Raw genomic sequence first — 11,516 nt, 5'->3', positions numbered from 1 at the left:
GGCCTTTTTTTGATAAGGCCTGGTAGGTTTTGAAAACCTACCAAGTCTTTGTTTTCTAAAACAACCTAAACCCCTTAATCTGCTCCAAAAACATCCCTGCACTCGAGGGAGAAATGATCAAAATAAAGGCAATCCCAAAAATCGCTCCGTACAAGTGCGCGTCATGATTGATGTTGTCCCCGCCTTGTTTTCCCTTGACATAAGAGTAAATCAAGAAAAGAACTCCAAGGATAAATCCCGGTAAACAGATGATTCCAAAGAAGCAAATGTCTGAAAGTGGCATCAAAATTATACTTGCAAAAACTGTTGCGGCCGTACCTCCCGAAGCTCCCAAAGCGCGATAGTAGCTGTCTTCCTGATGCTTTTTATAAGTGGGCAAATCTGATATGACTATCCCTAAAATGTAGAATAACACAAACAAAATTCCTCCTAAACCCACTCCAAATTTGTATCTCAGAAACAATTCCACCACGCCACCAAAGAAGTAAAAGGTGAACATGTTGAAAAGTAAGTGCATGTAGTCCTTGTGGATAAATCCCGATAGGACAAACCGATCCCATTGATTCCGATGCTTGATCCGATAGGGCATAAACATCCATCGATCCATCATTTCTGGTCGATTGAAGGCCAAAATACTCGTGATCGCAGTGATCGCGATAAGGATGACGGTCAGCGATAATTCCATGGCTTATTTCTCCCGGTGAATCAGGTCTTGGGTGATGGCATAAAGTGCCTGATAATATTCCTCATTTTGGAAGTGAAGGCCATCAAATTGGCTGAAGCCCGCATCAAAATAGGATTGCATCTTGGCTTCGGTTAGGCTGCGGATGCCGAGTTTTTCATAGATTGCCTTTACGGCATTTACCTTTTCGACTTTGTCAAATTCCTTCAGCGAAAGCCAATAATTCAATGCTGCCAAATCTTCCCCTTGGGCCAGTTCCAAGGCCTTGATCAAGAGGAAGGTCTTCTTATTGGAAATGATATCTCCGCCTACCTGCTTGCCAAATTTGGCCTGATCGGCATAGACATCGAGGAGGTCGTCTTTCAGCTGGAATCCCACACCGATATTCACGCCAAACTCATACAGCTTCTGCTCATCTTCCTTTTCAGCCCCAGCCAAAACTGCTCCGAGCTGAAGAGCAAAACCCAACAACACGGCTGTTTTGAGACGGATCATATTGATGTATTCGTCTTCGTGGACGGTCTCGTAGGCCTCAAAGTTCATGTCAAACTGCTGCCCTTCACAGACTTCGGCCGCTGTCTTATTGAACAGGCGGATCACCTCAGTTAGCAACTTTGGATCTGTACCCAATAGCAAATCATAGGCTCTCACGAGCATCACATCTCCGGAGAGAATGGCGATATTGGCATTCCACTTTTCATGAACCGTAGCCTTTCCTCTACGCAGCGGAGCATTGTCCATGATGTCGTCATGCATCAGGGTAAAATTGTGAAAGACCTCCACTGCCGCCGCCTGAGACAGGATTTCCTCGGGATTTTTCCCATAGATCCCATACGCCAAAAGCGAAAGCAGCGGACGGATCCGCTTGCCTCCGAGGCTCATGATGTAGGTGATGGGTTCGTAAAGTTCGGTGGGTGATTCTCCGAAAGAGTGGGTGGTGATGTGTTGTTCCAGCTTAGTTAAAAGCGCGTGGGCGAGACTTTTTTCTGTCATTTTCTGCAAATTCCAAATCGATGGTTCGACGGTCGATATCGGTGTTAACCACTCTGACCATTACTTTGTCACCCAAAGTGATCATTTTTTTACTTCTCGTCCCAATCAGACGCATGTTTCTTTCGTCAAATTCATAGTAATCGTCGTCCATATCCTGCACCCGAATCATGCCTTCGCACTTCGTTTCAGTGATCTCGACGAAGACTCCCCACTCGGTCACGCCGCTGACGATACCCTCGTAATCCTTCTGTTCGGCAAGGGACATGTACTCGACCTGCTTGTATTTGATGGAGGCGCGCTCGGCGTCTGCGGCACGCTTTTCCCGCTCGGAGGAATGCACACATTTCTGCTCCCAGGATTCTGCTTCAGGAGATTTGCCTCCCTCCAGGTAATGCTCCAGCAGTCGATGCACCATCATATCGGGGTATCGGCGGATAGGAGAGGTGAAGTGGGTATAGTGTGGAAAAGCCAAGCCAAAGTGACCTTTGGGCTCGGTAGTGTATTTGGCTTTGGCCATGCTTCGAATGGCGAGTTGCTCGAGGACATTTTGCTCGGGTTTGCCCTGAATCTCATCCATGAGTTTATTAAGTGCGGCAGAGATTTTCTGCACGTTGGTCACGTCCATTTGATGGCCAAATCGCTTTGCAAAACCTGAAAATGTCTCCAACCGGTCCAAATCCGGGCTGTCGTGTGTTCGATAGACAAAGGTGTCCGTGCCGTTATTTTTCTTGTAAATAAATTCAGCTACATACTTATTAGCCAAGAGCATAAACTCCTCGATGAGCTTGTGGATGTCTTTCCGCTCTTTGACAAATAGCCCAAGTGGCGTTCCTTTTTCATCCAGCTTAAACTTCACCTCGACGGTCTCAAAGTTGACCGCTCCTTTGTCAAATCGCTGCTTCCGGATCTTTTTAGCCAGCTCATTGAGCAAAGTCAACTCCTGGAAATAATCTCCCGATTGGGTATCGATGCACTCCTGAGCTTCCTCATAGGCATAGCGTCGATTGGAATGAATGATGGTCCGGCCGATCCAGTGATTGACCACTTTGGCATTTCGGTCCATCTCAAACACACAAGCAAAAGTCAACTTGTCCTCGTTGGGACGAAGGGAGCAAAGCCCGTTGCTGAGTCGCTCGGGTAGCATAGGGATGGTGCGGTCGACCAGATAAACTGAGGTGGCTCGATTGAAAGCTTCCTTCTCCAAAGCTGTTTTAGGCTTCACATAATGGGTCACATCGGCGATATGGACACCAATCTCCAGGTTGCCATTTTCAAGTTCCCGATAGGAAATCGCATCGTCAAAGTCCTTGGCATCGACTGGGTCAATCGTGAAGGTAAGTACGTCGCGAAAGTCTTTTCGGGCCTTGATTTCCTTGGCAGAGATCTTTTCGGGAATGGCATTCGCTTCTTCGTCGGCCTCTTTGGGATATTCGAAAGGCAATCCGAATTCGGCCATGATGGAATGGATTTCCACCTCGTGCAAACCGGCCTTGCCAAGTACACGAATGACTTTTCCTGTAGGATTTTTGTCATCCTCTCTCCATTCGGTCAGCTTGACAATGACTTTTTCATTGTGCTCGGCCCCCATCAAATCACCGCGATGGACAAAAATGTCCTTGTGCATCTTTTTGAAATCAGGCACCACAAACGCAAATCGCGGGGAGATTTCAACCCGACCCACAAATTCATCCCGGCTGCGCTCCAAGATCTCGAGCACGCGGCCTTCGGTACGACCGGTTTTCCCTTTTACAGGAAATACCATCACCCGGACTTTGTCTCCATCGAGGGCCTGCTTGAGGTCGGCCTCTTTGATCAAAATATCTCCATCTACGGCTTCCTTATCATCTGGGACAATGAAAGCAAAACGTGGATTGACAAAATCAACCGTTCCGGTGATGAAGTCAGGATCCTTGGTGGACGAAAAATAATTTCTTGCATTGCGGGAGACTTTTCCGGCATCTACCAGTTGGTAAAGTACCGGTTCGACTCCGCCTTTGTTGAGTGCGTCCCGGATATCGAGCTGCTTGATGATCTGCTTGGCGTTGTATTCCTGGCCAAAATTAGAGTCTAAAAATTGAAGGATTCGTCGGGCCAGTGAGGCGGAATCATTTCCACCGGAATAGCCCCCTTTATTTTTTTTTGAATGTTTTCTGTCTGATTTTCTTCCCATGAGGGGTGTATTTTTTCTTAAGGTAAAAAGAATTGGATGCTCAACGGCATCAATCCTTGTGATCTTTTTTTGAATCTTCTGCGGAAACTATTTCAATTTCCATTTCGTCAAGTTGCGGATGCATGGCCATATAGATTCGGGCGGTTACTTCCACATCACGTTGACAGTATTTTTTGATTTTTTCGAGGTCTTTTTCTTTGTAAAAAGTAGCATTGACCTCGCTGCCATCGATGGATTCTTTGGAGGTGGGAATTCCAAAAACACCCGCCAAGAGCTCCAATCGCGTGTAATATTTGTAGTCACCAAAACGCCAAAGCTCCATCGTGTCCAAATGCCTTACTTCCCAAGGCTTTTTGCCGGCGATGTGTAGCGGCTCGGGAAGGGAAATCCCGTTGATCAGCATGCGTCGGCAGAGGTAGGGAAAGTCAAATTCCTTGCCGTTGTGCGCGCAGAGGATCCATTTTTTCTTCTCTAACAAGCCTTTAAACTCCAGTAAAAGTTCCCTTTCTTCCTCATGCGCAAAAACCTTAGATCGGAAATAGAGCTTTTTCTCTTTCTTTTTGGTCTGAAAAAAGCCCACACCCACACAGATGACCTGCCCAAATTCGGCATGGATTCCTGCTCGGTCAAAATACAGGGAACCAGGCTCCGGATTGGGGTTTTCGGTGCGTATCAGCTTTTCTTTCTTGAGCCATTCGGGCTGAAGGCGTGGATCGAGGTCCTCGAAGTGCTCGGTTTGCGAAGCCGTCTCAATATCCAAAAAAAGAATGTCGCTCAATTGGTCTAAAAAATCTGCCATAGTGAGGAAAGATTAACTGTGAAGGATGCCTTCCAATCCCAATTCCGGGATCATCCGGAGGTTGACAGGATCAAAACTGCCAGGAGTAAAGATAAACTTTTTGTCAAAAATCTGATCCAGAATGTAATAGCTGACCCAGTATTCATTGGTAAGCGCAAAGACAGATGGATCGATGGGTTCGACTTTGGCAACGGATTGCGACCCAAGCTCCTCAATCATATGTCGTAGGGTGGAGGTTTGTTTTTTTTCCCCGTCCAAAATCCCATAGCCTTTGGATGTGATCATCACGTTGCTTAGTTCGATGAGATTGAGATTGATGATAAAGACGCCCCATTCAGCACCGGTGGGTTTTTCTTCTTTTGCTATGGCTAGTTTTACTCCTGTGACGGGTGAGAAGTCGATGTCTTTTTTCATTTTCCTATTTGAGTATTTAGGAGCTGTTTATTTCTCGAATTAAACTTTTTAAATCCCCCCTGCCCCCTTGACAAGGGGGAGTTGCCTTGATTTGGACCTCAATCTCCAAAACTAGAATTTAAAGGGATTTAGTATTAAGATCTATTTTACTTCGATCAGGTTCATTTCAAAAAGGTCAACCAAGTGCTTTTTGACCTTGTTTTTGGCTTCGGTTTCATCCACAGGTATGCCCAATTCCAGATGAAGAGAAGTCACGGCCTTGTCATCGATGCCGCAGGGGATGATGTGTCCAAAGTAGGAGAGGTCGGCATTCAGATTAAAGGCAAATCCATGCATGGTCACCCATCGGCTGGATTTGACACCCATGGCGCAGATTTTTCGTGGATTTTTTTGTTCCACATGATCCAGCCACACCCCGGTCAGTCCATCGATTCTTCCTGCCTCAATTCCATAATCTGCCAAAGTCAGAATAATAGCCTCCTCCAATAGCCGGAGGTATTTGTGGATGTCGGTGAAGAAATTATCCAAGTCCAGGATCGGATAGCCGACCAACTGGCCCGGACCGTGGTAGGTGATATCACCGCCCCGGTTGATTTTGTAGTAGGTAGCATGGTGTTTTTCCAAGCCCTTTTCATCCAAAAGCAGGTTTTCAGGCTTTCCGCTTTTTCCCAAGGTGTAGACATGGGGATGCTCGACGAAAAGGAGATAATTCGGAGTTGGGGCTTGTTGATCGGCTGAAAGGTTTCGATTTTTGATCTTCAGAGCCACGATCTCGGCAAAAATCTTTTCCTGAAAATCCCAAGCCTCCTGATAATCCATGCAGCCTAGATCTCGGAATTGTACTGATTTATTGATAATTTGGTTCATGTGACTTCCTCTTGGAATTCTTTTTCAACAGCCCTTCTTGCTGTATCGTTCTTCGATTTTTCAAAATTAACCAATAAATCCGATGGCAGAACACAACGACACTGGAAGACTGGCCGAGCAGCTTGCCGCAGATTGGCTGGTGAGCAAAGGCTACGAACTCTTGGATACCAATTACCGACATGGACATGCGGAGATCGATCTGATCATGCAGCATCGGGGACTTCTGATTTTTGTGGAAGTCAAATTCCGTTCGGGCACAGGTTTTGGGTACTCAGAGGAGTTTGTTGATTCCATTAAGAAAAAACTACTCGTGAAGGCCGCCGATCATTATATCCATGAAAAAGACTGGCACAAAGACATCCGTTTTGACATCGTGGGCGTTTACAAAGACCGGAATGGAAATTTTAACTTTCGGCAGTTTGAGGATGCGTTTTATTAAACTTGGTAGAGGCAAGAGGACCGAAGATGGAAGACAGACTGAAGTAAATCAGTTTTCAAAGTTTTTCTGTCTTCGAAGTTTGAATCAAGTTCTACTAGTAAATAGAACGTTCTGGGAAATGAATGTACGGGAACCTGCCAGTAGAATCCAAGGATGTCAGTGGATCAAGTTCATGTCACGTTTTTGGAAATCTTCGGTCTCCTGTTTTCCATCTTAATACCTGATAACTATTCGTCTACTGTCAGAATACCGTATGTTCAGATTCTGTAATTTTCCAATCACCCAATAATTCACTTATATCTAATGAAAAATTTAATTCTCTTTTTGGTATTGAGTCTGTTTTCCGTTGTGGCATTTGCCCAAACTGATGAAAAAGGTGAAAAAATCATGGCTGATTCGGAAGATGCCAAGGCTGCTTTTCTCAAGGATGATCCGGGGATGATGGAGTTTTTTGAAAACTCCTACGGTTACATCATTTTACCTAATGTAGGCAAAGGGGCTTGGGGGGTAGGGGCCGCCGCAGGAAACGGAATAGCGGTCGAGCAAGGAGTTCATGTCGGTTTTGCACGAATGACTCAGCTTACGATCGGCTTCCAAGCGGGAGGTCAGGCGTATTCCGAGGTGGTCTTTTTTGAGACCAAGGAGGCTTTTGACCGCTTTAAGCAAGGAACTATTGAAATGGCAGCACAAGTTTCCGCTGTTGCAGCCGCTTCGGGAGCTTCGGCCAATGCCAAATACAATGAAGGAGTGTTGGTTTTTACCCGAACCAAAAAAGGGCTGATGTACGAAGCCTCGGTAGGAGGGCAGCAGTTTAAGTTTCGAGCCAAGTAATCAATCTCGTCGATACACGAGATTTCCCTCCTTGTCCCATTCGGCCCGGATATAAGGGCGAAAATTTTTGGTATAGGGAGTCTCCTGGTATTGGATTTCCCGTTTGCGAATGGCCTTGGTGTTTTTGGTGTCCCAGTACTCGGTCCAAAGGCCTACTTTTTCTCCGTATTTATATTCTCCGGTGACAGCGATTTGTTGATTTTCGTAGAAATGGAAGTAATTTCCCTCCTCCAGTCCATATTGGATAGGAATGATTTCTTCCACTGATTTGGATGCCTCATTGAAGTAGCTGACCTTGGATTCCTTGGGCCAACCTTCGCTGAAATGGGCTTTATCCTGAAGCACACTTCGGTCATCAAAAACCATCCAGGTTTTGTGTTTCATTCCATAATAAAACATCCCGCTTTCTACGACGGTCTCATTTACCAATCGCTCATAGGGCCCGTGAAGCAAATAGCCCAGTCCTTTTGCAAACCCCTCCTTTCTTACGGCTTTTTCTTTGGGATCATACCAATAGACATCTCGGATATATGGATTGGGATTTCTTTCAGCGTCGGTGTAGTTAAAGTATTCCAGATATTCCTGGCCTCTGATCGAGCGTCGGGTATACCCCCTCATGGTTTTGATTCCAAACCAGATGTTTTTCCGGGCGTTTTTCTTTTTCTCTTTTTTTTCCTCCTTAACTTTCTCTTCATCGAATAGTAACAAAGGTGCTACAGTCGGTAAAAGCACAGAACTCACGACGCCTGAGGAGTCCGGATCTGACTTTTTATCTGGGTCGGTTTTTTGAGCCATGCCGACTTTGCCCAAGCCAAAAATTAAAAGGAATAAAATGAGGGTTTCTTTCTTCATTAAGGCAAAAACGAAGTTGGAGCTTTGCTATTTTATTCAAAAATAACATTCTGTTTGATTTTAAACTGAATTTTCTCGGGAGCATCCACTTTTTCCAAATTGAATGAATATTTTGATTTTTTGTCGATTTTTCTCCAAGAGGGAAGCTTTATCCCCGATTTATCCATCAATTCCATGGGATTATTTAGAATTTATAATCTTCTGTCTATTTTTGAGGAATTTGTAAAAAAATCAATCAAAAAATGAATTCTATTCTATCAGATCGCATCCTGAATATGGAAGAGTCTGCTACTCTCGCTATGGCAAAAAAAGCGAGAGAGCTCAAGGCTCAGGGTATTGACATCATCAGTCTCAGCTTGGGAGAGCCGGATTTCAAAACTCCAAAGCACATTCAGCAGGCTGCCAAAGATGCGATCGATGAGGGAAAATATTTTGCTTATCCTCCTGTGGCAGGCTATCAGGATCTCCGGGAGGCAATCGCCAAGAAACTCCGGGAGGAAAATAATATCACCCAGGCAAAGGCTGAAAACATCGTAGTGTCTGTAGGTGCGAAGCATTCCATCGCCAATACCTTCATGTGTATCATCAATGAAGGGGATGAAGTGGTGATCTTCTCTCCGTATTGGGTGAGCTATGCCGAAATCATCAAACTGTGTGGTGGTGTGCCTGTCCTGATTGAGGGTACACTGGAGAATAATTTCAAAGCTACTGCAGCCCAGTTGGAAGCGGCGATTACGCCGAAAACCAAGGCAGTGATCTATTCTTCACCATGTAATCCTACCGGCTCGGTCTTTTCTCAGCAGGAGTTGGAGGCGATCGCAGCGGTGGTGATGAAGCATCAAAACATGGTGGTGATTGCTGATGAAATCTATGAGTTGATCAACTTTACCGGTAAAAACTTCAGCATCGCTTCCCTTCCGGGAATGTTTGAAAGAACGGTGACGGTCAATGGTTTCTCTAAAGGTTATGCGATGACTGGCTGGAGAGTGGGCTATATCTGTGCATCTTTGGAAATCGCAAAAGCGGTAGAAAAAATGCAGGGACAGTTTACTTCCGGAAATACCGGAATTGCCCAGCGAGCTGCCTTGGCAGGTATCGCAGGGGATCAGACTCCAAGTCAAGAAATGGCTGCTGAATACTTGAAGCGTAGGGAGTTAGTTTTGGGGCTATTGAGAGATATTCCAGGAATCAAAACTCACGTGCCTGAAGGAGCCTTCTATTTCTTTCCTGATGTGACTGCATTCTTCGGAAAGTCCGCCCATGGACACAGCGTGGCTAATGCCGATGATCTTTGTCTTTACCTTTTGGCTGTGGCTAACGTTTCGCTGGTGACTGGTTCTGCTTTCGGAGCACCCAACTGCGTGCGTATTTCTTACGCAGCATCCGAAGCTGAATTGATTGAAGCAATGAAGCGAATCAAGAAAGCGCTGGGCGATCTGGCTTAATACGTTTGTAGACGCTATTCCAATTGCCCCGGCGAAAGTTGGGGCAATTTTTTTTCGGGGTTAAATTTCCCGAAGACCTGACCGCTGTCAGGCAAGTTTCCACAGAAAAAGACACAGATTTTCGCGGATTATTCCGATAAAACCCCAGTCCATTCTTAATCTAAATTTTACTGAAAATCATCTTTATTTTCTACCTAAGCAGAAAGCCCTAATTTTGGCCAAATCTTTTATCATGGCCGAAGTACTCGTCATCACTCCCGTAAAAAACTCCATCGAAACTACCCTCGATACGGCCAAGGCAATTGCATCTTCTACGGTGAAAGTCCATCATGTCATTTTCAATGACTTCAGTTCGGCGGAGACCAAAGCGATTTTGGAGAAGAAAAAAGCAGAGATCGGCTATGAACTGATTCACATCGAAGACCTCACAGACCATCCTTCACCCAATTACAAATTGGTGCTTCAGCTTTCACAAAAGCGGGCGCTCGAAGAAAACCTTCCGCTTTTAGTCATCGAGTCTGACGTAGTAGTGAAGCAGGATACTATTGAAAAGTTGCTTCAAACGCTTAATGCTCAATCCAAGCCTGGTTTGATTGGCTCCGTGACTGTCGATGAATTTGGCGTGGTCAATTTTCCTTACCTCAAGTTTAAAGGAGTAAAAGAGCCGGTGATCGATACGCAGCGGAGTTTGAGCTTTTGCTGTACGCTATTTTCACCTGATTTTTTGAAAAGCTATGATTTCACAGGGCTGGATGAGGCTAAGGATTGGTACGATACCTTTATTTCAAAAAAGGCAATCGAGTTAGGTTTCAAAAATACGGTGCTGATGAATGCGCCCGTGTGGCATCGTCCACATGCAAGCCGTCCTTGGAAGCAACTCAAGTACACCAATCCCCTGAAATATTACTTCCTGAAATTTTGGAAGGGATGGGATAAAATCTGATCAGAGTTTTCCAAGGAACTTCAAGAGGGTATTGTAAGGCTTGGACCAGGTTCGTTGAAAGCGCAAAGGCCCATTTAATTCTCTTTCGAAGAAGTCCATATGTTTTGCGTTGAGATAGGCAATCCGCTCCCTTTTTTTCTGATTGGTTCCGGTTTTTTTTCGCTTGCTGCCGCTATGAATGCGATAGTGAAATCCAATAAATGGGAGTTTGACTACCTCTCCACCATTTTTGAGCAGTTTAATCCAAAATTCCCAATCCTCGCGGCCCATGGTCATGTCTTCTGAGAAGCCTTCTGCTGCTTCCCAGTCTGATTTTCTAAACAATGAACAAGCAAAAATCATATTGTCTCTTGCCAAGAGATTAAGGCTGAAGGGTTTAAGCTTCCATGGTTTTTGACCAAAGTCCCCAAACTTGACAGCTTGGCAATACACTACTTTTACCTGCTGGGATTGATCCAGAATTTTGGCTGCTTCGGAAAGATAGCGCTCTGAAATCAGATCATCTGCGCCAAGAGGAAAAAGATAGATCCCATTTGCGGCTCTGCAACCTGTATTGAGTGCTGCTGAGACTCCGGCATTCTTCTGGGAAATTACCACTAGTTCAGAATGTTGTTCTGCAAGTCGATTGGCAATATCCAAGGAGGAATCCGTAGATCCATCATTTACCACCACAATTTCCAAGGGTATATGAATGGAATGAAGGGCAGAAAGGATAGTTTCCTCCAGGTATTTTTCTCCATTAAAGACTGGAATAACGACAGATATCAGAGACTGGGACATTTTTGAGTCTAGGGTATGGGGTTAAATCATCAAAGATCGTGTAAATAAATATTCATCCAAATGAGACCAACTTTCAAACTGGACCAAGGGAATAGGATTGGAAAAAGGGAGGAGGAAAAATTGAATCGGTTTTCCCACCTTTCCAGACTTTTATCCTAGGGCAATGAATTTGCCTTGAAATAGTTCAAATTAAAATTTGATAAATTGAAAAGATTAAATACTTTTAGTTCGGTGATTAACAACTTTTCTCATATTTCCTTTTTCAAAAAATGAGATTCTCAGGAATCCATTTTTCGAACTC

Annotated in this window: 12 protein-coding genes; 4 read left to right on the top strand and 8 right to left on the bottom strand. The window is 44.9% G+C overall.

Annotation, left to right across the window (positions count from 1 at the left end; translation table 11 throughout):
* Positions 1 to 55 precede the first annotated feature (55 nt).
* The 6 genes from CLV31_RS12350 to lipB form a co-directional block, all read right to left on the bottom strand.
* On the bottom strand, positions 56 to 685 hold the full coding sequence (locus CLV31_RS12350) for a rhomboid family intramembrane serine protease (RefSeq protein ID WP_111393193.1): 630 nt from the start codon (positions 683 to 685) through the stop codon (positions 56 to 58).
* Between the two features lie 3 nt (positions 686 to 688).
* Entirely contained in the window at positions 689 to 1,675 is a 987-nt protein-coding gene (locus tag CLV31_RS12345) for a polyprenyl synthetase family protein (RefSeq protein ID WP_111393192.1), read from the bottom strand.
* Complete coding sequence (gene rnr / locus CLV31_RS12340; RefSeq protein WP_111393191.1) at positions 1,638 to 3,845, bottom strand: ribonuclease R; 2,208 nt, start codon at positions 3,843 to 3,845, stop codon at positions 1,638 to 1,640. Before rnr ends, CLV31_RS12345 begins: the two co-directional genes overlap by 38 nt.
* A 49-nt stretch (positions 3,846 to 3,894) precedes the next feature.
* Positions 3,895 to 4,644, bottom strand: a complete 750-nt coding sequence (locus CLV31_RS12335) for a 3'-5' exonuclease (protein ID WP_111393190.1) — start codon at positions 4,642 to 4,644, stop codon at positions 3,895 to 3,897.
* A 12-nt stretch (positions 4,645 to 4,656) separates the two neighbouring features.
* Positions 4,657 to 5,058 (bottom strand): hypothetical protein, encoded by a 402-nt coding sequence (locus tag CLV31_RS12330; protein WP_111393189.1) that lies wholly within the window; start codon positions 5,056 to 5,058, stop codon positions 4,657 to 4,659.
* A 141-nt stretch (positions 5,059 to 5,199) separates the two neighbouring features.
* Entirely contained in the window at positions 5,200 to 5,925 is a 726-nt protein-coding gene (gene lipB, locus CLV31_RS12325; RefSeq protein WP_111393188.1) for a lipoyl(octanoyl) transferase LipB, read from the bottom strand.
* A gap of 82 nt (positions 5,926 to 6,007) precedes the next feature.
* Here lipB and CLV31_RS12320 point away from each other — a divergent pair, with 82 nt between their 5' ends.
* Together CLV31_RS12320 and CLV31_RS12315 are read left to right on the top strand one after the other, a co-directional pair.
* Positions 6,008 to 6,364 carry a YraN family protein gene (locus CLV31_RS12320; protein WP_111393187.1) on the top strand — a complete coding sequence of 119 codons (357 nt, stop codon included), beginning with the start codon at positions 6,008 to 6,010 and terminating at the stop codon, positions 6,362 to 6,364.
* Between the two features lie 303 nt (positions 6,365 to 6,667).
* Positions 6,668 to 7,195 carry a YSC84-related protein gene (locus CLV31_RS12315; RefSeq protein WP_111393186.1) on the top strand — a complete coding sequence of 176 codons (528 nt, stop codon included), beginning with the start codon at positions 6,668 to 6,670 and terminating at the stop codon, positions 7,193 to 7,195.
* Here the strand turns inward: CLV31_RS12315 and CLV31_RS12310 are convergent, their stop codons facing one another.
* Positions 7,196 to 8,047: a toxin-antitoxin system YwqK family antitoxin gene (locus tag CLV31_RS12310; RefSeq protein ID WP_111393185.1), complete on the bottom strand. Its 852-nt coding sequence runs from the start codon at positions 8,045 to 8,047 to the stop codon at positions 7,196 to 7,198. It abuts the gene before it with no gap.
* 242 nt (positions 8,048 to 8,289) lie between these two features.
* Between CLV31_RS12310 and CLV31_RS12305 the strand changes: the two genes are divergently transcribed.
* Together CLV31_RS12305 and CLV31_RS12300 are read left to right on the top strand one after the other, a co-directional pair.
* The gene (locus CLV31_RS12305) at positions 8,290 to 9,492 is read left to right on the top strand and encodes a pyridoxal phosphate-dependent aminotransferase (protein WP_111393184.1); all 1,203 of its coding nucleotides are present in this window, start codon (positions 8,290 to 8,292) and stop codon (positions 9,490 to 9,492) included.
* A 232-nt stretch (positions 9,493 to 9,724) separates the two neighbouring features.
* Positions 9,725 to 10,435: a glycosyltransferase family 2 protein gene (locus CLV31_RS12300; RefSeq protein ID WP_111393287.1), complete on the top strand. Its 711-nt coding sequence runs from the start codon at positions 9,725 to 9,727 to the stop codon at positions 10,433 to 10,435.
* On the opposite strand, the gene CLV31_RS12295 is transcribed toward CLV31_RS12300, so the two are convergent.
* Entirely contained in the window at positions 10,436 to 11,215 is a 780-nt protein-coding gene (locus CLV31_RS12295; RefSeq protein WP_111393183.1) for a glycosyltransferase family 2 protein, read from the bottom strand.
* Positions 11,216 to 11,516 lie beyond the last annotated feature (301 nt).

Source organism: Algoriphagus aquaeductus (genome assembly GCF_003253485.1).
Classification (GTDB): Bacteria; Bacteroidota; Bacteroidia; order Cytophagales; family Cyclobacteriaceae; genus Algoriphagus; species Algoriphagus aquaeductus.
The sequence above is the reverse complement of the archived record's forward strand: the minus strand, read 5'-3'. Positions and strand labels throughout refer to the sequence as shown.